Genomic DNA, 19,787 nt, shown 5'->3' with positions numbered 1-19,787 from the left:
GTGCAGGAACTTCGGTGGGCTCTGAACCGTTATCCGTCATCGAGGCTGTGATGGCTTCGTTCCACGAATTCGTCTGAACGGAAAGGAACAGAGTGCGCACCATCGGAACTTCTGGCATCGAGATCTTCCCGCTCGCGCTAGGCGCCAACACCTTCGGCTGGACCTCCGACGAGGCCGAGTCCCAGCAGGTCCTGGATGCTTTCGTCGCGGCCGGCGGGAACTTCATCGACACGGCGGACATGTACTCGTCGTGGGTGCCGGGCAACTCCGGTGGGGAGTCCGAGACCGTCCTCGGCCGGTGGGTGCGCGAGCGTCGCAACCGCGACTCGGTGGTCATTGCCACCAAGGTGGGCGCCCACCCGGACTTCAAGGGGCTGGCCCGGGCCAACGTGCAGGCCGCCGCGGAGGCGTCGCTGCAGCGTCTCCAGACCGACTACATCGACCTGTACTACGCGCACTACGACGACGAAGACGTCCCGATGGTCGAGATCGCGGCCGTGTTCGACGGTTTGGTGCAGGCCGGCAAGGTGCGCCACATCGCGCTGTCCAACATGTCGCCCGAGCGCATCGACGAGTGGATCCGGATTGCGCAGACCGAGGGGATGGCGGTGCCGGTTGCGCTGCAGCCGCACTATAATCTGGTGCACCGCAAGGACTTTGAGCAGAATTACGTGCCGTTGGTCCAACGGCACGGGTTGGCGGTGTTCCCGTACTCGTCCCTGGCATCCGGCTTCCTGTCCGGCAAGTACCGCACGGCGCAGGACGCCGACGGTGCCGCGCGGGGGCCCATGCTGGAGTCCTACCTGACCCCGGACGGGTTCGCGGTGGTCGACGCGCTGGACAAGGTGGCCACGGCCCGCGGTATCTCGTCGACGACGGCGGCGCTCGCGTGGCTACTGACGCGCCCCACGATCACGGCGCCGCTGGCCAGCGCCCGCACAGTCGAGCAGTTGCCGGATCTGCTGGCCGCGGTGGAGACGGAACTCAGCGCCGAGGAACGTGCCGTCCTGGAGGATGCGTCGAGTCCTTTCTCCTGACCGTCCCGTTCGTGTAATCCTCGGAGGATGGCGCGCACCTGGTTGTCGGTGACGGTGGAGTTGCTCGGCGGACGCGGCGAGGAACTCTGGCCGTGGCCGGGCCGCGTTTTCGCGGTCGGGCCATCGCATACCTTCATGGACCTGGCCGATGCCATCAACGACGGTTTCGGCCGGTGGGACAGAGCGCACCTGTCGATGTTCACTCTGACCGACGGACGCCTCGTCACCGACGAGGAGACCGGCGACGAGCTGGCAGGCTTGATCGAGGGTGCCATCACCGAGCCGCTGGACATCGAGCGCGCCAAGGTCTCTCGCGTGGTGTCCCCCGGTGCGGAGTTCCAGTTCGTCTTCGACCTCGGCGACGAGTGGACGCACCGCTGCGTGGTCGGCGACACCAAGATCGACCCGGAGGAAACGCTGGGGATCAAACCGCGAAAGCCGTTGCCGCACTGGGGCTGGGGCACCATCCCGGACCAGTACGGGCGGCGCTGGGCCGACGACGACGGGCGCAGTCGCATTCCCAACCGGCCCACCGAGCCCCATCCGATGCTGCGACACGCGTGGCCCGGACCAATCCAGGCCCCGCCGCTCGACCTGCATGAGCTGCGCGCGGCAATCGCGACAGCGGATGCGGCGCGCTTCCTGGCCGCTCTGGACGGCCGCGACCTCGGCGACGCGCTGCAACAGGTCGGCGCCGGACTGCCGATGGCCTTGGAAAAGCGACGGAAGCAGGCAGAGTCGGTCGCACTGTCGGTGATCAACCGCCTCGTTCATCGCGCCGCCACGGGAGATGACATCTTGGCCGAAGACCTTCTCGCGCACCTGCGCGGGGCACCCCTTGCGGGACGCGCGGTGCCGGCCGACCTCGAGATGCTCGCCGCCGAGATGGAGGGCGATCCGACTGCGTCCACCGGGGGCTACGTGGACCTTGACACCGGCGACGTGCTGGATGACAGCAGCACCGACCCGGGCATGGTCGGCGAAGACGCCGCCATCGACGTGGAGGAGGAACCCGACCGTTGGCTCGGTTTCGACCGCGTCGGGTCCCGCGACGGCTGGCGCGACATGGCGGATTTCGCTGCGCGGCAGTCCGATCCGGGCCTGCGGTCCCGTCTGGAACGCGCGATCGAAGCCAAGGGCGCGTTCCGGCGGTTCCGCGATCTCGTGCACGAAGAGGGACTCGCGCAACAGTGGTACGCCTTCTCCGAGGATCGCAAACTCGGCCGTGCCCGCGCATTCCTGGCGGATCAGGGCATCCGAGTGGGTTGAAGCCCTACCGCGTCACGGCTCCGCGTTGGGCGTGGGGCTCTGCGTGGACTCCCACTTGGCCTCCAGGGAACGCTTGACGGGCGTGCCGGCGGCCATCTCGAGCTGACACGTCTCACCGTCGTTGCCCTCGAGGGTGATGAGGAAACCGGTCTCGACCGGTTCTTTGTGGACCACCTTGAAGGTCTGCTCGCCGGCGCCGCGATCGAGGGCGAGGATGTCGCCGGGGGCGGCGTCGTCGATGCGGGCGGTAACAATTGATTGAGCCATTGCCGCAGGGTAACCAGTATCGCCCGACGCTAATCCTCCTCGGCGGTTAGCTTGTCGGACAGGTGGTTTGGCTCACACCGCGGCGGGTTCGAACCGGTCCTCCAGATACCGGCCGGGCTTGCTCATCATCCACGCGCCCAGCAGCATCGGGACGCCCATCAACGCGTACACCAGCAGCGGCAGCGTCCAGCTACCCGTTGCCGGGTTCAACCAGCCGCCCAGCAGCGGGCCGACGGTCCCAAACAGGTAACCCACTCCCATGGCGAAACCGGACAGTGCCCCGGAGCCGTGTTCGGTGCGGGTGCGCTGGTTGAACATCGCGATGGCCAGCGGGAAGGCGCCGCCGATGAGGCCGATCAGCGTCGCCCACAGGAACGGCAGTCCGGGCGCCAGCACCACTCCGAGGAAGCCGAGCGCCGGGAGGACCGCCAGGGCCGCCGCATACGGGAACGGGTTTCGCATCTTCGACCCGATGATCGGGCTGACGACGGCCATCGGCAGCGTCAGGAATGTGAAGATGGCATAGGCCGCGGCGGCGGTCTCCGAACTGTGCCCATTGTCCTGGAGGATCGTCGGCATCCAGGACAGCATGGCGTAGGTGTTCAGCGAGGCCATGGCGTAGAACAGCGCGGTTCCCACCGAGATCGGGTTCCGCAGCAACTGGCCCAGGCCGTATGCGCGCCCACCGGACTGCGCCGGGGCATCATCCGCGTGGTCCTCGCGAGAAACCTTGAGCAACTGGATGACCCACGGGATGGCTGCCACGATCGACAGCAGCGCCCAGGACCCGATCGAGAACCGCCAGCCACCCCCAAGATCGGCCAGTGGCAGCGCCAGCATCGCGGGGATCGTGGCGCCGGCCTGCATCAGCAGCGCGAACGCGGTGAGCACGGGTGCCGGCCGGTCCGAGAAGTACTTCTTGACCAGCGGCGCGCCCACCACGTTGCCCATCCCCATGCCGAACAGCGCGACCGCGGAGAGCACCAGGAACAGTGGGACGCTGTCGAACAAGGGGCGCAGCGCCGTGCCGGCCGCGGCCAGGCCCATCGCCGTCACGGCGGTCAGTTCCAGCGAAGTACGTCGCATCAGCACCGGCGCGCAGAAGCCGGCCAGGCCGAAGAACAGCGTCGGCAGCATGGTCAGCAGCGTCAGCGGGGCGTCGCCCATCCCCAGATCGGCCTGGATCTGCGGCAGGAACGGCGACAGCCCCGTTACCGCGTAGCGCAGCGAGACGCCGAGCAGGACGATGCCGACAATGAGCAGGATGCGACCGCGCCACAACGAACCGGGCGCTTGTCCCGTTCCGTCTGGCGCGTCGAGTGTCATTGGGCCGCTTTGGAATCGCCGTCGATGCTGAACTGCTGACCCGAGATGGTGCGCGCGGCCGGGCTGGTCAGGAAGACCGCCAGGGCGGCGATGTCCTCGGGGCCGGTGAACTCCTTGATGGCCTGATTGGCCAGGGCGCTCTCCCGCTCCTCCTCGACGGTGCGGCCGGAGACCTCGGCGCGGCCTTCGAACACCTTGTCCAGCCGGGGGCCTTTGACGCCGCCCGGGTGGATTGAGTTGACGGTGATGTTGTGCGGGCCCAACTCCAGCGACAGCGTCTTGGTGAAGCCGACCAACCCCCACTTGGTGGTGGAGTAGCCGATGCGGTTGGGATAACCGAAGCGCCCCGCCAGTGACGACATGACGACGATCGATCCGCGGTCGTTGGCCTTCAGCAGCGGCACGGCCTTGCGGACCACTTCGAAGGATCCGTTCAGGTTGACGTTGACGACGGCGGCCCAGGCCTTGGGGTCGTACTCCTCGACCGGGGCGGTCGGTCCGGCGATGCCGGCGTTGCTGACCAGCACGTCGAGGCCGCCCAGGTGGGACTGGACATCGGCCATCATCGCGTCGACGTCGGCGGCCGAACTGACATCACCCACCGACGCCGTGAAGCCCGGATTGTCGGCCAGCGCGGTCTCGACGGCCTGGGCGTCGATGTCGGCGATGTGGACTTTGGCGCCCTCGGCGGCGAATGTCCGGGCGATGACCAGGCCGATCCCGCCCGCACCGGCGGTGATCAGAACGCGCTGTGGCATGGCATGACTCCTCATCGTTGAGCGGGCCGTCGGGCACGGTCTTGGTGCGGAGTACCCGAAGCACCGGCCGAGAAACGCTCAGCGGACCGGCGCCGGCGGCGTTACTCTCACTGGGCAACACGCCGGCCGGCCGTAGGGGCAGCATGAAAATTTCGGGCAACACCATCTTCATCCCGGGCTCCACCAGCGGTATCGGGTTGGCCCTGGCACTGGCCTTGAAGGACAAGGGCAACACGGTGATCCTGGGTGGTCGCCGCAGCGCAGAACTGGACCGGCTCACCGCCGAACATCCGGGGCTGGGCGCGGTCACCATCGACACCGCCGACCCCGCCAGCATCGACCGCGCCGCGAAGCAGGTGCTGGCCGAGCATCCCGACCTCAACGTGGTGATCGCGATGGCCGGCATCATGCAGACCGAGGACTGGCATCGGCGCTCCGACTTCCTCGACACCGCCGAGTCGATCATCACCACCAACGTGCTCGGACCCATCCGGCTGATCGCCGCGTTCGTCGAACACCTTCAGGCACAGCCGGATTCGGCCATCGTCACGGTGTCCTCCGGCCTGGCGTTCACGCCGCTGCGGGTCACCCCGACCTACAACGCATCCAAGGCCGCGATCCACATGCTCAGCGAATCGCTGCGCCTGCAACTGGCCGATACCAGCGTGCAGGTCATCGAACTGGTGCCGCCGTCGGTGCGCACGCCGCTGATGCCGGGGCACGAGGACAACGAGCACGGAATGCCCCTGCAGGAATTCATCGACGAGGTCATCGCGCTCCTCGAAGCCGAACCGGACGCGCACGAGATCCTCGTCGAGCGGGTGAAGTTCCTGCGGCACAGCGAGGTCCGCGGGGAGTACGAGCAGGCGCTGGCCGTCCTCAACGCCAGCGACCCGCACTGACGGATGTCGGGTCTGTCCGCGGCGCTGTTCGGTCAGCTGACGGCCCCGGCCATGGTGGTCGCGCTGTCACCGGTGTCGATCGTCGCGGTGCTGGTCCTGCTGCTGCACAATGACCGGCCCCGCCCGGCGAGCCTGGCCTTCCTGCTCGGGCGGCTGGTCGCCCTGGCGGCCGCGACCGCGGTATTCCTGCAGGTGCCCCGGTTGGCCGACCGGTTCGCCGAACCGAACCCCGCCGCCACCACCTGGTTGCTGGGGATCTTCGGCGCGGTGTGCGTCGCGCTCGGGGCCGTGCTGTGGCTGCGCCGGGATCACGTCGGCGCGCAGCCGCGGTGGGAGGCCAGGATCGCCCGACTCGGCTGGCTGGGGGCCGCCGCGATCGGCGCCGTCTTCGTGGTGGCGAACCCCAAGATGATGGCCGCCAACGGGGCCGCGGGAGTCATGATCGGGGCCACCGTCGTCAGCGGGGTCGCCGCGGCGGCGGCCATCGCGTTCTACACGGTGCTGGCCAGTTGCACCGTCACCGCGCCGGTACTGGCCTACATGCTGTTCGGGGCGCGGATCGATCCCGCGTTGGCCCGGCTCAAGCTGTGGATCCAGCGCCGGCGCAACCTCGTGACCTCGATCGTGTTGCTGGTCGTAGGCCTGGCACTACTGGTCGCCGCGCTGCGCGGGTTCTGACGACGGAGATCGTTGCGCGCCAGTAGGGTTCCTGGGGCGGGGGACACCGACTTCGAAGCTGAGAGGCGCACGATGAGCAAGAAGTATGCGACCGCGGACCACGTCGAACGTGCGGAACTTCTCGAGTTCGTCCGGCCCCGGCACAAGATGATCCTGACGACGTTCCGGGCCGACGGGTCGCCGCAGAGTTCCCCGGTGACCGCGGGCGTGGATGATCAGGGACGGATCGTCATCGCCAGCTATCCGCAGCGGGCCAAGTCGGTCAACATCGGCCGGCGTCCGCAGGCCAGCGTGGTGGTGCTCTCCGATGAGTTCAACGGCCCCTACGTGCAGGTCGACGGCGACGCGGAAGTCATCACGCTGCCCGACGCCGTTGAACCGCTCGTCGACTACTTCCGCGCGGTCGCCGGCGAGCACTCGGACTGGGACGAGTACCGCCAGGCGATGCGCGACCAGGGCAAGTGCCTGATCAGGCTCACCCCGACGCGGTGGGGTCCCGTCGCCACCGGCGGTTTCCCGCCGCCGAAGTAAGCGCCCGCCTCCGGTCGGTCGGACGCATCGTGGTGGTGCGACGATGAGGCCATGACCGCAACCCTTGTCGCCAAAGACGTGGCCGGCGGGTTCGCCCACCGGACGCTGTTCGAGGGCGTTGACCTGACCGTGGCCCCGGGGGACGTGGTCGGGGTGGTCGGGGCCAACGGCGCCGGCAAGAGCACGCTGCTGCGGATCCTGGCCGGCGAACTCGAACCTCTGGCCGGGACGGTCAGCGTCGCTCCGGCCGACGCGTTCGTGGGCTGGTTGCCCCAGGAGCACGAGCGGATCCCCGGGGAGACGACCGCGGCCTACATCGCGCGGCGCGCCGGCTGCACCCAGGCGACCGCGGCCATGGAGGCCGCCGCCGCGGCGTTGGCGGATCCGGCGCCCGGACAACCCGATCCGGCCGAGGCCTACGCGGTGGCGCTGGACCACTGGTTGGCCACCGGCGCCGCCGACCTCGACGAGCGGCTGCCGGCAGTGCTGGCCGACCTCGGCCTCGACACCGACGCGGTGCGCCCGGACACCACCGAGATGACCGCGCTGTCCGGCGGGCAGGCAGCGCGGGTCGGGCTGGCGGCCTTGCTGGTGTCGCGCTTCGACATCGTGCTGCTCGACGAACCCACCAACGACCTGGACCTCGACGGCCTGGAGCGCCTGGAACGCTTCGTCGGTGAACTCCGGGGTCCGGTGGTGCTGGTCAGCCACGACCGGGAGTTCCTGGCGCGCACCGTCACTCGCGTGCTGGAACTCGACCTGGCGCAGAACACCACCACGGTCTACGGCGGCGGCTACGAAAGCTATCTCGAGGAGCGCGAGGTGGCGCGGCGGCACCGCCGCGAGGAATACGAGGAGTTCGCCGAGAGGAAGGCCGACCTGGTGGCCCGCGCCCGCACCCAGCGCGAGTGGTCCAGCCAGGGCGTCCGCAACGCCATCCGCAAGGCCCCCGACAACGACAAGATCCGCCGCCGCGCGGCCACCGAATCCAGCGAGAAGCAGGCCCAGAAGGTGCGGCAGATGGAGAGCCGGATCGCGCGGCTGGAGGAAGTCGTCGAACCGCGCAAGGAATGGACGCTGCAGTTCACCATCGGCGCAGCGCCCCGATCCAGCTCGGTGGTGGCCACCCTCGACAACGCCGTTGTGCGGCAGGGCGATTTCGTCCTGGGCCCGGTGTCGCTGCAGGTGGCCGCGGGTGAGCGGATCGGCATCACCGGTCCCAACGGCGCGGGCAAGTCGACGCTGCTGCGGCTGCTGCTCGGCCGTCGGCAACCCGACGAGGGCCGCGCCAGTATCGGGTCCAGCGTCGCCATCGGCGAGATCGACCAGGCCCGAGCCGAATTCACCGGATCGGAACGACTGGTCGACCGGTTCGAACAGCGCGTGCCCGATTGGCCGACCGCCGACGTGCGCACCCTGCTCGCGAAGTTCGGCCTGGGTGCCGACCACGTGGAACGCGCGGTCGACGACCTGTCGCCGGGGGAGCGGACCCGGGCCGGGCTGGCGCTGCTGCAGGCGCGCGGCACCAACGTGCTGGTGCTCGACGAGCCCACCAACCACCTCGACTGCCCGCCATCGAACAACTCGAGCAGGCTCTCGACAGCTACGACGGGGCGCTGCTGCTGGTGACCCACGACCGCCGGATGCTGCAGAACATCCGGCTGGACCGGTCGTGGCGCGTCGAGAACGGCGCCGTCACCGAGCGGTAGCCTGACCGACGACCTCGCCCCGCCTGCCTGGAGAACCCCGATGACCGACCTGTCCGCCCCGTTGGACTTCGCCCGCGGGCCCGCGTGGCGCAACCGACTGGCGTTGGCGCCGCTGACCAACATGCAGAGCAACGACGACGGGTCGCTGCACGACGACGAGTACCGCTGGCTGGTCCGTCGCGCCGAGGGCGGCTTCGCGATGGTGATGACGTGCGCGGCGCACGTCAGCCAGGCCGGGCAGGCCTTCGACGGACAATTGGGCATCAGCGACGACCGGCACCTGCCCGGCCTGAGCAGGCTGGCTGCGGGGCTGCGGGCCGCCGGCGCCGTGTCATCGGTGCAGTTGCAGCACGGCGGCCGCCGCGCCGAGACGCGGCTGACCGGTCTGCCGGTGGTGGCGCCGTGGGACGACCCGGACAAGGGCGCCGTCGCGCTGACGACGGCGCAGGTCGAACAGGTGGTCCAGGACTTCGTCGACGCGGCCGTCCGCGCGGAGAAGGCCGGCTTCGACGGCGCCGAGATCCACGGCGCCCACGGCTATCTGCTGGCCCAGTTCCTCGACACCCGCCGCAACCACCGCACCGACCGCTACGGCGGGTCGGCCGACAACCGGTTCCGCATCATCCACGAGATCATCGCCGGCATCCGCGCCGCCACCGTCGCCAACTTCCAACTCGGCCTGCGTCTTTCGCCGGAGCGCTACGGGATCGTGCTCGACGAGGCACGCACCCTGGCCGGCGACGTCCTGGCCGACGGGCACCTGGACTACCTCGACCTGTCGCTGTGGGACGCGTTCAAGGAGCCCTACGAGGAGGCCCACCGCGGCCGCCGTCTCGTCGACGTGTTCATGGACCTGCCGCGCGGGGCCACCCGGGTGGGTGTGGCGGGCAAGATCACCGATGTCGCGTCGGCCCAGAGCTGCCTGGACAGCGGCGCCGACTTCGTGCTGATCGGCAAGGCCGCGATCCTGCACCACGACTTCGCGCGCCAGGCACTGGCCGACCCCGCGTATCGGGCGACCGCGTTGCCGGTGTCCCGGGAGCATCTGGAGGCGGAGTCGGTCGGCCCGCGGTTCCTCGACTACCTGGCGACGAACTGGGACGACTTCGTCGCCTGAGCCGCCGACCGACCTCCCGCTGAACGGGCCAAAATGGCGACTCTCGAGGCTCCCAACCAACCGGTCGGCTAACCTGGTGCCATGCAGCTGGCACTGACGCCGGAGGAAGCCGCCTTCCGCGACGAACTCCGCACCATCTACACCACCAAATTCCCCGCTGACATGCGGGAACGTGTCCGACAGGGCGGTCACCTCAGCCGCGAGGACATCGTCACCAGCCACAAGATCCTGCACGAGCACGGACTGGCGGTACCGAACTGGCCGGTGGAGTGGGGCGGCAAGGACTGGACACCCACCCAGCACCAGATCTGGCTCGACGAGATGCAGCTGGCCTCGGTGCCCGAGCCGCTGACCTTCAACGCCAAGATGGTCGGACCCGTCATCGCCGAGTTCGGCTCGCAGGAGATCAAGGAACGCTTCCTGCCGCCGACGGCCGCGCTGGACATCTTCTGGTGCCAGGGCTTCTCCGAGCCGGAGGCCGGCTCGGACCTGGCGTCGCTGCGCACCACCGCGGTGCGCGACGGGGACAGCTACGTGGTCAACGGGCAGAAGACCTGGACCACGCTGGGCCAGTACGCCGACTGGATCTTCTGCCTGGTGCGCACCGATCCGCAGGCCCCCAAGCGCCAGGCCGGCATCTCGTTCCTGCTGATCGACCTCGACACCCCGGGCATAACCATGCGGCCCATCAAGCTGATCGACGGCAGCTTCGAGGTCAACGAGGTCTTCTTCGAAGACGTGCGCGTTCCCGCCGACCAACTCGTCGGGCAGGAGAACCAGGGCTGGACGTATGCGAAGTTCCTGCTGGGCAACGAGCGCACCGGCATCGCCCACATCGCCACCACCAAGGTGCGCCTGGCCGAGGTGAAGCGGCGCGCGAAAGAGACTGGCCTGCTGGCGGATCCGCTGTTCGCGGCCCGGCTCGCCGAGACCGAGAACGACCTGCTGGCGCTGGAACTCACGCAGATGCGGGTGGCGTCCGGATCCGCGGACGGCCAGCCGAACCCGGCCTCGTCGGTGCTCAAGCTGCGCGGTAGCCAGCTGCAGCAGATCACCACCGAGCTCATGGTGGAGGTCGCCGGCCCGGACGCGTTGCCGTACGAGACCGATGACATCGTCTCGCCGGAATGGGCGCAGGGGAGCGCCCCGCACTACCTGAACTACCGCAAGACCTCGATCTACGGCGGCAGCAACGAAGTGCAGCGCACCATCATCGCCTCCACCATCCTTGGATTGTGAGTTAACACATGGACTTTCAACTCAGCGACGAGCAGGAACTGCTGCGCGACACCACCCGGGATCTGCTGGCGCACCACTACGACGCCGAGCGGCGCAATCAGGTCATCGAGACCGACCTGGGTTGGAGCCGCCAGGTGTGGGGGCAGCTGGCCGAGACCGGCATCCTCGGGCTGGGCTTCGACCCCTTGGAGTCCGGGCAGCTCGAAATCATGTTGGTGCTCACCGAGATCGGTCGCCGGCTGGCGCCGGAGCCGGTGCTGCACGCGGCCCTGGCGCCCGGCTCGATCATCGCCGAGCAGGGCACCGACGAGCAGAAGCAGCTCCTCGACGAGGTATCCGAGGGCCGGCTGCTGCTGGCCTTCGCGCACACCGAGCCGGGCATGCGCGGCGCCACCGCCACGGTGAGCACCACCGCCCGTGCCGACGGTGACGCCTGGGTGCTCAGCGGCCGCAAGAACCCGGTGCTCGCCGGGGACACCGCCGACACGTTGGTGGTCACCGCGGCGCTGCCCGACGGCGGCACCGGCCTGTTCCTGGTGCACGGGGATGCGGTGAGCAAGAAGGGATTCCAGACGTTCGACGGGCTGCGCGGCGCGCAGATCGACCTGGACGGTGCGCCGGCAACGGCCCTGGGTTCGGCCACCGACGCGACCGCGGCCATCGAGCGCGCCCTGGTGCGCATCCAGTCGGCGCTGTGCGCCGAGGCGTTCGGCGCCATGGAGGAGTCGCTGCGGCTGACTTCGGAATACCTGAAGAGCCGCAAGCAGTTCGGCGTCACGCTCAACACCTTCCAGACGCTGACCCAGCGCGCGGCCGACATGTACGTCTCGCTGGAACTGGCCCGCAGCATGAACCTCTACGCCGCGATGTCGATTTCCGACGGGGTGCTCGACCCCACGATCGCCGCCCGCGCCAAGCTGCAGATCGCCCGTTCGGGTCGGCACATCAGCCAGGAGTCGATCCAGCTGCACGGCGGCATCGGCATCACCGCCGAGTACCCGATCGCGCACTATGCGGCACGGCTCACCGCGATCGACAACACCCTGGGTTCGGCTCAGGATCAGTTGGGTGTGTTGCGCGGTCAGGTCGGCGACTACGACATCGCCATGCTGTAGACCCCACCATTTCGCCGGAAGCCCGTGGCGCCGATCAGGAGGACTTGTTGTCATGAGTAATAACGACATGGTGGCCGCGGCCGCCGGCACGGGGGCGGCGATGGGAGAGGCCGTCGGCATCTTCATGCTGCACCCGGAGACCTTCGCCGGCAGCGTCGCGGCCGGTTATCAGAATCCGCTGGCGGGGTACGTCGCCGGCCGCGCCGGGGTGCTCGGTGAGGCCAGCGGCGCCACCGTCGGTGCGGTGCTCGCGGTGTTCGAACCGGCCACCATCGCGGCCCTGTGGGACGAGGGCATCGCGGTGCGCGGGGCTCTCGGTGCCTCCCAACAGTATTGGGAACAGACCGCCGAATTTGGCCGCAAGTACCTGAACGGCGCGCAAGGGCTCGACCGGATCGCCGCGCTGGGCGAAAAGGTGATCGCGAGGGCCGCCACCGCGGGAACGCCGATGTTCGCGGGCTGGCGGGCAATGCCGCTGGCCGACGACGCGCCGGCGCGGGCCCTGCAGGTCATGCTGGTGCTGCGGGAATTGCGTGCCGAGGTGCACTTCAACCTGCTCACCGTCTCGGGGATCGCCCCGGTCGAAGCGCACATGCTGCACAGGGGCGTCGAGTACACCAAGATGTTCGGCTGGCCCGAGCCCCTCGCCGACGGCGCGGACAAGAAGGAGCGCTACGCCGAGGTCGAGCAGGCCACCAACCGGCGGATGGCCGAGATCTTCGCGGACGCACTGGATCCCGCCGAGGCCGACGAACTCGCCGGGCTCAGCGCCGCGGCGCTGGACGTGCTCAAGGCCAACGTCCCGGCCTGATCAGAGGCCGGGCGGCCCCCGCCTCACCTGACCCTGCCTCACCCGAGCGCGGCGCTGACCTCCTTGAGTGCCGCCAGGTATTCGAGGTACTCGGCCAGCGAATCTTGGGCTCGGCCCACGGAGATGATCGTCGCGCCCGCAGCGACGGTCGCGGCCAGGGCATCCACGGTTCGCGCCGGTTCCTTGACGGGGTCCAGCGGCTCGACGGGAGGCAGCACCACCTCGAAGTCGGCCGGCGCCTCGACCCGATCCAGCCACTGCCGGGCGGTGTCCGGGGTGACGGCGAACGGCGTCCACCCGTCGCCGAGGGTGACGGCGCGCCGCAGCGAGCGCAGCGTGCGCCCGCCCACCCAGATCGGCACCCGCGGTTGTACGGCGCACGGATCGATGACCATGCCTTCGAAGTCGTAGTAGTCGCCGTGGTAGGCCGGGGTGCGCTGCGACAGCGCGGCGCGTAGCGCGCGGATGCTGTCGTCGGAACGCGGCCCCCGGTCGTCGAACGGCGCCTCTATGAGTTCGAATTCCTCCTCGAGGCTGCCGACGCCGACCCCGAGGATGACGCGGCCGTTGCTGATCAAATCCAGTGTGCCGTAACGCTTCGCGATCTCGAGCGGGTGATGGTAGGGCAACACCAGCACGTGGGGGACCAGCCGGATCTGTCGGGTGCGCGCGGCCAGGTATCCGAGCGTGGCCAGCGGGTCCCAGTAGCGCGGACCCCGCCGGGCGAGTTCATGGGCGGGCAGGGCGATGTGCTCGCTGCAGGTCAGGTGGTAGTAGCCGAGTTGATCCGCGGTCTCGGCGACCCGCACGAGGTCGTCGATCGTCGCGGTCACCTCCCACGGCCCGTGCGCTCCGGGATGTAGCGAGACGACGGGACTGGCGATCGACAGCTTCATGTTCTCATCCTTCTCCTGCGGCGCATCGAAACACCTTTGATACCAGGTGGATTCCCCGCACGTGCGGTCAGGCCGGGGTGTGGATGCTCGAGATGACCAGCTGCAGATAGGGCCGGTAGAGGTCTTGGCCATCGAGGTGGCTGTCGAGGGTGATGCCGTCGTTGGCGGCGAGCACCACCCGCGCCAGGGTGTCGGCGTCGATGGTCAGCACCCCGCCGATCCGCGCGACGTTCTTGCTGATGAACTCGCCGAGCGCCCGGATGGTCTCCAGCCGTTGGCCGGCCACCGCCTCCCGCGCGTCCGGATTGCGCAGCAGGTACAGCGTAAGTTCGTAACCGAGCGCCGCGCGGTCCGTGCCGCTGCTCAACTGCCGCCAACGGTCGGCGAGTTCGTCGATGTCGACGTCGTCGAGGCGATGGAACGACATCATGACCTCGGCGAATCCGTCCAGGAACCGTTGGCGCTGCCGGTCGACCACCGCCAGGAACAGCTTCTCCTTGGCGCCGAACTGCGAATAGATCGCGCCGCGGGTGAACCCGGCCGCGTCCGCGATCTCCTCGAGTGCGGCCCCGGTCAGGCCCTTCCGCGCGAAGACCTCCTCGGCGGCATCGAGCAGCAACCCGCGCAGATGCTCGGCGCGGCGCTCCTTGGTCCAGCGTTCCACCACCGGTGCATCCTCCCATCACCACACAAAGTGTGACCCCGACCACTCTAATACAGTCTTGTATCCGCGATACGTTCATGTATCGTGAGGCCCGTCACACCAGCGGATCCGAAACGCCCGGCAGGCCCTCGCCGGCACCGAACCGCTGCGAGTAGTCGCTGACGACTCCAAGGAGGACTCCATTGATGCCGGCAACCCGCCCCGGAGACTGGCTCGACCCCGCCTCGGGCCTCGGTCTGGGCCTCGACGACGTGCAACCCGGCACGTTCAACATGACGATCCCCACCGACCGCTACACCTGCCCGGACTACGCGGCGCGGGAACGCGACGCGATCTGGCTGCGGTCCTGGCAGATCGCCGGCCGCGTCGACGAGATCCCGAAGGCCGGCGACTGGAAGCGTTACCAGATCCTCGACCAGTCCTTCCTGATCGTCCGCGGAAAAGACGATGTACTACGGGGTTTCGTCAACTCCTGCCGGCACCGCGGTAACGCGCTGTGCATCACCGAGACCGGCAACGCCAAGCGCGGATTCCTCTGCCAGTACCACCTCTGGTCCTATGACCTGGAGGGCAACCTGAAGGGCATGCTGCGGGAGAACCTCGCGGGCCCCATCGACAAGACCGAGAACTCGCTGCTGCCGGTGTCGGTGGACACCTTCGCCGGCTTCATCTTCCTCAACCCCGACCCCGACGCCGTCCCGCTGCGCGAGTACCTCGGCGACGATGTCGTCACCCTGCTCGAGCCCTACAACATCGACCAGTTCACCGTCGTCATGGACGTCAAGGAAGCCATCGAGTGCAACTGGAAGGTCGTCATGGACGCCTTCGAGGAGGGCTACCACATCAACGGCATCCACCCGCAGTTGCTGCAGGTCCTGCACATCAACCCGGCGACCGCCCGCTACCGCTTCTTCGAAAACCACAGCGTCGCAATGGCTCCCTTCGAGGTTCAGGGGGCCAGCACCCAGGAACAGGTCGAGGGCATGCTGGCCCTGCCGGAGACCTTCCCCGGCACGGTCGCGGTCATCCCGCGCTTCCAGGAACTCCTGGCGCCCTACCGGGACGACGACGGCAAGGTCGAGTTCCCCGACGGCGTCACCGCCCGCGCGCTGCTGCAACAGGCCACCCGCGAGGTGCTGACCGGCATGGGCCTGGACGTCAGCAACCTCACCGACGACCAGATGGTCGACAACCAGGGCTGGGTGCTGTTCCCCAACTACTTCATGACGGTGCGCGCCGGGGAATGCCACGTCATCATGTCGGCGCCGCATCCCGACGGCGACCCCAACCGCTGCATCTGGCACGTCGCCAGCTACATGTACCTGCCCGAGGAGTTCCGCGACGCCGTGCGTGCCGAGGCCATCGTCGTCGACACCCCGGGCAGCCACAAGTATTTCGAGGCGCTCCAGCAGGACTACGAGCAGATGCCGCGCCAACAAAAAGGCCTGCGCAACAACCGACTCGACCACATGTCGCTGGTCAAGGAGGAAGTCGTCGTCGCGCACTTCCACTCGGTGGTCGACCGCCACATGGCCGCCGCACAAAGCTGATCAACCAACCCTGGAACCCCGAAAGAAGGACATAGTGAACCTCGAAGAGCGCATCGCCCACCACGTTCGGATGGCGGAGGCCTACCGCGACGCCTACCTGGACCAAAGCGTCAAGGACGGCGCGGCCTTCGCCGATGCGTGGAAGTTCGCCGACGACGGCGTCTACGTGTCGCCGTACTTCACCGGCGATCAGGTCTTCCCGTTCAGCGAGTTCCCCACCGACACCGCCCGGGCCTCGACCATGGAGGCCAAGGCCTACTCATTGACCTTCCCGGACTGGAAGCCGGCCAGCTTCGACTACTGGCCCGCCAGCAACGGCGTGGTGATGAAGACGCGCTGGGAGGGCCACACCAAAGACGGTGTGAAGATGGGCTTTTACTCCTACAGCTTCATCCAGACCAACGACGACGGACAGCTGACCCGCTGGGAGACCCACGTCAACGACGAGTACAACGCGTTCCTGGATGTGGCGATCGGGGTGCACGGCCCGTTCAACGGCACCAGCGAGTACGTCGAGGCCCTGGAGCGCACGCTGGCCGCCGCCGGGGTGACGGTGTGACCACTCTCGACGACGCGCTCGGTGCGGCCACCGGGCGGTCGCGGACGGTACTGGAGTACAGCAAGACGATGAAGGCGTTGGTGGACAGCGCCAAGCAACCCGACTTCTCCGTCGAGAGCTGGGCGCCGCTGGCGGAACTGATCGCCACCGACGACTTCGTGCGGATCGGCCCGTTCAAAGAGGTGATGAACTGGACCGAGTACACCGAATTCCTGACCAATTGGGCGAAGTCTTCGGACTGGGACTGCTCGTTCAAGCGCCTCTCCGAGGCGGGCGAGGTGGCGTTCCTCGAACTCGAAGAGCACAGCCGGGTAGGCGATTTCAGCAGTGTCGTGAACACCGCCTCGGTCTACGAGTTCAACGCGGACAACAAGATCACCTACATCGCGGTGTACCTGCAGATGGAGTTGCCGGATCCGGCCACCATGCCCGCCTTCGAAAGCGCCGGGGAGGCGGAGTGACCGACCAGCGGACCGCGCTCGACGTCGACGCGGTCGACTTCTTCACCGACAACAAGCTGCTCCACGACCCGTACGACTACCTCGCCGCACTCCGCGAGCTGTGCCCCGTGCGCCGCGAACCCCACCACGACGTCGTGATGATCACCGGCTACGAGGAGGCCGTGGGGGTCTACAACGACAACGTGCGGTTCTCGGCGTGCACCGCGGTCACCGGTCCGTTCCCCGGGTTTCCGGTGCCGCTCGAGGGTGACGACATCTCGGACCTGATCGCCGAGCACCGCGACAAGCTGCCGTTCAACGATCAGCTGCCGACGCTGGATCCGCCGGTGCACACCGATCACCGCGCACTGCTGTCGCGGATGATCACCCCCAAGCGCCTCAAGGAGAACGAGGAGTTCATGTGGCGGCTGGCCGACCGTCAGTACGACGAGGCGCTGGCCGGTGGAAGTTGTGAATTCGTCGCCGATTTCGGCAACCCGTTCGCGATGCTGGTGATCGCCGACCTGCTGGGTGTGCCGGAATCCGACCACGACGACTTCCGCGCCCAACTGCTGACCGCGACCGGCACGATCGGCAGCAGCGGCGGGGACGCGATGCACCACTCGCCGCTGGAGTACCTCTACGGGAAGTTCACCGACTACATCACCGACCGCCGGGAGAACCCGCGCGACGACGTGCTGACCGGACTGGCCGCCGCGCTTTTTCCCGACGGCAGCACGCCGCCGGTGATCGACGTGGTGTGCGTGGCGGCCAACCTGTTCGCGGCCGGCCAGGAGACCACGGTGCGGCTGCTGAGCACAGCGGTGATGATGATCGCCGAAGACGCTGAGCTGCAGGCGAATCTGCGCGCCGACCGCAGCCTGATCCCCGGTTTCGTCGAGGAGGCGCTGCGGTTCGAAAGCCCCATCCGGGGCGACTTCCGCCTGTCCAAGGTGCCAGTCACCGTCGGCGGGGTGGATCTGCCGGCCGGTACCACGGTGATGCTGAACAACGCCGCGGCCAACCGCGACCCCCGGCGCTTCGAGGACCCGGACACATTCGACCTGAAGCGCCCGAACGCACGGCAGCACATCGCCTTCGGCCGTGGCGCACACAGCTGCCCGGGCGCGCCGTTGGCCCGCGCGGAGGCCATGGTGAGCCTCAATCGGCTCCTCGACCGCACCGGCGACATCTGGATCGACGAGGACAAGCACGGCCCGCCCGGGGACCGCCGCTACCGGTACCTGCCGACCTTCATCCTGCGCGGCCTCACCAAGCTGCACATCGGGTTCACCCCGGGGAGCGACTGAGACATGCCGTTCGAAGGAACCACCGCCATCGTCACCGGCGGTGCGCAGGGCCTTGGCCTCGCGATCGCCGAGGCGCTCGCCGGCCGCGGCACCAAGGTCGCCGTTTTCGACCTCGACACCGCCCAACTCGACGCCGAGGTCGCGCGACTACGGGAACAGGGTGGCACCGTCACCGGCTACACCGTCGACGTCTCGGACCGCGGGCAGGTCCGGGCGGCCGTCGAGCGGGTCCGCTCGGAACTCGGGCCGGTGTTGATCCTGGTCAACAACGCCGGGGTCGAACAGTTCGGCAAGTTCGCCGAGATCACCGACGAGCAGTGGGACCGGGTGATGGCGATCAACCTACGCGGGCCGTTCATCTGCACCCAGGAGGTGCTGCCGGACATGCTGGAGGCGGCCTGGGGACGCATCGTCAACATCTCCTCGTCGAGCGCGCAGGGCGGTCAGTCGCAGATGGCGGCATACGTCAGCTCGAAGTCCGGCGTGATCGGTTTCACCAAGGCGCTGGCGCTCGAGCTGGGGCCCAAGGGCATCACCGTCAACACCATCCCACCCGGAATGGTGGTGACACCGATGCTCGAGAAGGCGATCGCCGAGGGCCGGTTCACCGCGTCGTTGGAGCATTTCGCAAAGATCACTCCGGTGCGCCGCGCGGGCCGACCCGAAGACATCGCCAACGCCGCGATCTTCCTGTGCCAAGATGAGTCGTCCTATGTGACCGGACAGGTCATCGGTGTCAACGGAGGGCGGCGCACGTGACCGAATCCAGTGCGGCAGAGCAGGGTCCGCGGCCACCGGAGGGCGACTGGCTGGGCACGAAGTTCCTGCGCTTCGACCGCGAGGGACCGTTCGGGATCTGCACGCTGGACCGGCCCGAGGCCCGCAACGCGATGACGCCGGCGATGTACTTCGGCATCAAGTACGCGGTCAACCACGTGGGCTCCGACCCGGATCTGGCCGGGTTGCTGATCACCGGGGCCGGCGACGTGTTCGCCCCCGGTGGTGACATGGGCGGTGGCGGCGAGGACAACTGGCTGACCTTCGGCAGCGCGCTCGGCATGGATGCCCTGCCCTTCGACACGCTGCGGCAGTCGGCCAAACCGGTGGTGGCCGCCGTCAACGGGCTGTGCCAGGGCGGCGGTCTGCAGATCGCGCTGTGCGCCGACATGGCGGTCGTCAGCGATCGGGCCACCTTCCGGGTGCCCGAGCTCTACCGCGGCATCGCCGACACCTACTACAGCCAGATGCTTGCGCGGCTCATCGGACCGGTCCGAACCCGCGACCTGATGTTCACCGGCCGCACCCTGACCGCGCAGGAGGCGCTGGACTGGGGCATGGTCGCGCGCGTCGTCGGTCACGACGACCTGCCCGACGCGGCCCGCGAGGTCCTCGCGCAGTGCTGCCGAACTGCGCCCGGGGCCCGCACGGTAGTCAAGTCCAGCCTGGACAACTACCTCGGTCTCTACGACCGGGTCGGGATGCAGGCCAGCCTGGGGGCGCCGGAGTCCATCGAGGGCTTCATGGCGTTCAAGGAGCGCCGCTCACCGAACTGGGTGCATCCGGAGCTGCGCATCGACGGGCGGCTCTGAGGCCAAAGCCACGGTTTCGG

At 68.4% G+C, this 19,787-nt stretch carries 20 protein-coding genes and 1 pseudogene; 16 read left to right on the top strand and 5 right to left on the bottom strand.

The genetic code is table 11. The annotated features are described in order from the left end of the window. Positions 1–92 precede the first annotated feature (92 nt). Both EL338_RS25250 and EL338_RS25245 read left to right on the top strand, forming a co-directional pair. Positions 93–1,037: an aldo/keto reductase gene (locus EL338_RS25250; RefSeq protein WP_126336345.1), complete on the top strand. Its 945-nt coding sequence runs from the start codon at positions 93–95 to the stop codon at positions 1,035–1,037. Between the two features lie 27 nt (positions 1,038–1,064). Next, positions 1,065–2,306: a UPF0158 family protein gene (locus tag EL338_RS25245; protein WP_126336343.1), complete on the top strand. Its 1,242-nt coding sequence runs from the start codon at positions 1,065–1,067 to the stop codon at positions 2,304–2,306. Between the two features lie 12 nt (positions 2,307–2,318). Here the strand turns inward: EL338_RS25245 and EL338_RS25240 are convergent, their stop codons facing one another. From EL338_RS25240 to EL338_RS25230, 3 genes are all read right to left on the bottom strand, one after another. Then, on the bottom strand, positions 2,319–2,573 hold the full coding sequence (locus tag EL338_RS25240) for a hypothetical protein (protein ID WP_126336341.1): 255 nt from the start codon (positions 2,571–2,573) through the stop codon (positions 2,319–2,321). A 72-nt stretch (positions 2,574–2,645) separates the two neighbouring features. Then, positions 2,646–3,899: an MFS transporter gene (locus tag EL338_RS25235; RefSeq protein WP_126336339.1), complete on the bottom strand. Its 1,254-nt coding sequence runs from the start codon at positions 3,897–3,899 to the stop codon at positions 2,646–2,648. Then, complete coding sequence (locus tag EL338_RS25230; protein ID WP_126336337.1) at positions 3,896–4,657, bottom strand: SDR family oxidoreductase; 762 nt, start codon at positions 4,655–4,657, stop codon at positions 3,896–3,898. The genes EL338_RS25235 and EL338_RS25230 overlap by 4 nt, the downstream gene beginning before the upstream one ends. A gap of 143 nt (positions 4,658–4,800) precedes the next feature. Between EL338_RS25230 and EL338_RS25225 the strand changes: the two genes are divergently transcribed. From EL338_RS25225 to EL338_RS25190, 8 genes and pseudogenes are all read left to right on the top strand, one after another. Next, the gene (locus tag EL338_RS25225; protein WP_126336335.1) at positions 4,801–5,559 is read left to right on the top strand and encodes an SDR family oxidoreductase; all 759 of its coding nucleotides are present in this window, start codon (positions 4,801–4,803) and stop codon (positions 5,557–5,559) included. Positions 5,560–5,562: 3 nt separating this feature from the next. Then, positions 5,563–6,237, top strand: coding sequence for a GAP family protein (locus tag EL338_RS25220; RefSeq protein ID WP_126336333.1), 675 nt, complete (start codon positions 5,563–5,565; stop codon positions 6,235–6,237). 72 nt (positions 6,238–6,309) lie between these two features. After that, positions 6,310–6,768, top strand: coding sequence for a PPOX class F420-dependent oxidoreductase (locus EL338_RS25215; protein WP_126336328.1), 459 nt, complete (start codon positions 6,310–6,312; stop codon positions 6,766–6,768). Between the two features lie 51 nt (positions 6,769–6,819). Continuing rightward, positions 6,820–8,477, top strand: a pseudogene (gene abc-f, locus EL338_RS25210) (ribosomal protection-like ABC-F family protein). A 40-nt stretch (positions 8,478–8,517) separates the two neighbouring features. Beyond that, entirely contained in the window at positions 8,518–9,594 is a 1,077-nt protein-coding gene (locus EL338_RS25205) for an NADH:flavin oxidoreductase (RefSeq protein ID WP_126336326.1), read from the top strand. Positions 9,595–9,675: 81 nt separating this feature from the next. Further along, entirely contained in the window at positions 9,676–10,833 is a 1,158-nt protein-coding gene (locus EL338_RS25200) for an acyl-CoA dehydrogenase family protein (protein ID WP_126336324.1), read from the top strand. A gap of 8 nt (positions 10,834–10,841) precedes the next feature. Further along, positions 10,842–11,948, top strand: coding sequence for an acyl-CoA dehydrogenase family protein (locus EL338_RS25195; RefSeq protein WP_126336323.1), 1,107 nt, complete (start codon positions 10,842–10,844; stop codon positions 11,946–11,948). A gap of 52 nt (positions 11,949–12,000) precedes the next feature. Beyond that, positions 12,001–12,759 carry an SCO6745 family protein gene (locus EL338_RS25190; protein WP_126336321.1) on the top strand — a complete coding sequence of 253 codons (759 nt, stop codon included), beginning with the start codon at positions 12,001–12,003 and terminating at the stop codon, positions 12,757–12,759. Positions 12,760–12,797: 38 nt separating this feature from the next. Here EL338_RS25190 and EL338_RS25185 read toward each other — a convergent pair whose 3' ends face one another. Both EL338_RS25185 and EL338_RS25180 read right to left on the bottom strand, forming a co-directional pair. Further along, positions 12,798–13,655: a TIGR03619 family F420-dependent LLM class oxidoreductase gene (locus EL338_RS25185; RefSeq protein ID WP_126336319.1), complete on the bottom strand. Its 858-nt coding sequence runs from the start codon at positions 13,653–13,655 to the stop codon at positions 12,798–12,800. 67 nt (positions 13,656–13,722) lie between these two features. Next, positions 13,723–14,322: a TetR/AcrR family transcriptional regulator gene (locus tag EL338_RS25180; RefSeq protein WP_126336317.1), complete on the bottom strand. Its 600-nt coding sequence runs from the start codon at positions 14,320–14,322 to the stop codon at positions 13,723–13,725. Between the two features lie 182 nt (positions 14,323–14,504). Between EL338_RS25180 and EL338_RS25175 the strand changes: the two genes are divergently transcribed. From EL338_RS25175 to EL338_RS25150, 6 genes are read left to right on the top strand one after another with little or no spacing between them, the layout of a single operon-like run. Beyond that, the gene (locus EL338_RS25175) at positions 14,505–15,869 is read left to right on the top strand and encodes an aromatic ring-hydroxylating oxygenase subunit alpha (RefSeq protein WP_126336315.1); all 1,365 of its coding nucleotides are present in this window, start codon (positions 14,505–14,507) and stop codon (positions 15,867–15,869) included. A 34-nt stretch (positions 15,870–15,903) separates the two neighbouring features. After that, on the top strand, positions 15,904–16,428 hold the full coding sequence (locus EL338_RS25170) for a hypothetical protein (RefSeq protein WP_126336313.1): 525 nt from the start codon (positions 15,904–15,906) through the stop codon (positions 16,426–16,428). Further along, positions 16,425–16,889, top strand: coding sequence for a hypothetical protein (locus EL338_RS25165; protein ID WP_126336311.1), 465 nt, complete (start codon positions 16,425–16,427; stop codon positions 16,887–16,889). The genes EL338_RS25170 and EL338_RS25165 overlap by 4 nt, the downstream gene beginning before the upstream one ends. Then, positions 16,886–18,178, top strand: coding sequence for a cytochrome P450 (locus EL338_RS25160; RefSeq protein WP_126336309.1), 1,293 nt, complete (start codon positions 16,886–16,888; stop codon positions 18,176–18,178). Before EL338_RS25165 ends, EL338_RS25160 begins: the two co-directional genes overlap by 4 nt. Positions 18,179–18,181: 3 nt before the next feature. Further along, positions 18,182–18,937, top strand: a complete 756-nt coding sequence (locus EL338_RS25155) for an SDR family NAD(P)-dependent oxidoreductase (RefSeq protein WP_126336307.1) — start codon at positions 18,182–18,184, stop codon at positions 18,935–18,937. Continuing rightward, a complete protein-coding gene (locus EL338_RS25150; protein ID WP_126336305.1) occupies positions 18,934–19,767 on the top strand; it encodes an enoyl-CoA hydratase/isomerase family protein in 834 nt (277 codons plus the stop codon). The genes EL338_RS25155 and EL338_RS25150 overlap by 4 nt, the downstream gene beginning before the upstream one ends. Positions 19,768–19,787: the final 20 nt, after the last annotated feature.

The sequence above is a fragment of the Mycolicibacterium chitae genome (assembly GCF_900637205.1).
Classification (GTDB): Bacteria; Actinomycetota; Actinomycetes; order Mycobacteriales; family Mycobacteriaceae; genus Mycobacterium; species Mycobacterium chitae.
This window is presented reverse-complemented; position numbering and strand designations above follow the sequence as displayed.

Coding starts and splice junctions, on each gene's coding strand:
- EL338_RS25245 (WP_126336343.1), top strand. CDS start 1,065: ATGGCGCGCACCTGGTTGTCGGTGACGGTGGAGTTGCTCGGCGGACGC.
- EL338_RS25240 (WP_126336341.1), bottom strand. CDS start 2,573: ATGGCTCAATCAATTGTTACCGCCCGCATCGACGACGCCGCCCCCGGC.
- EL338_RS25235 (WP_126336339.1), bottom strand. CDS start 3,899: ATGACACTCGACGCGCCAGACGGAACGGGACAAGCGCCCGGTTCGTTG.
- EL338_RS25230 (WP_126336337.1), bottom strand. CDS start 4,657: ATGCCACAGCGCGTTCTGATCACCGCCGGTGCGGGCGGGATCGGCCTG.
- EL338_RS25225 (WP_126336335.1), top strand. CDS start 4,801: ATGAAAATTTCGGGCAACACCATCTTCATCCCGGGCTCCACCAGCGGT.
- EL338_RS25220 (WP_126336333.1), top strand. CDS start 5,563: ATGTCGGGTCTGTCCGCGGCGCTGTTCGGTCAGCTGACGGCCCCGGCC.
- EL338_RS25215 (WP_126336328.1), top strand. CDS start 6,310: ATGAGCAAGAAGTATGCGACCGCGGACCACGTCGAACGTGCGGAACTT.
- EL338_RS25205 (WP_126336326.1), top strand. CDS start 8,518: ATGACCGACCTGTCCGCCCCGTTGGACTTCGCCCGCGGGCCCGCGTGG.
- EL338_RS25200 (WP_126336324.1), top strand. CDS start 9,676: ATGCAGCTGGCACTGACGCCGGAGGAAGCCGCCTTCCGCGACGAACTC.
- EL338_RS25195 (WP_126336323.1), top strand. CDS start 10,842: ATGGACTTTCAACTCAGCGACGAGCAGGAACTGCTGCGCGACACCACC.
- EL338_RS25190 (WP_126336321.1), top strand. CDS start 12,001: ATGAGTAATAACGACATGGTGGCCGCGGCCGCCGGCACGGGGGCGGCG.
- EL338_RS25185 (WP_126336319.1), bottom strand. CDS start 13,655: ATGAAGCTGTCGATCGCCAGTCCCGTCGTCTCGCTACATCCCGGAGCG.
- EL338_RS25175 (WP_126336315.1), top strand. CDS start 14,505: ATGCCGGCAACCCGCCCCGGAGACTGGCTCGACCCCGCCTCGGGCCTC.
- EL338_RS25155 (WP_126336307.1), top strand. CDS start 18,182: ATGCCGTTCGAAGGAACCACCGCCATCGTCACCGGCGGTGCGCAGGGC.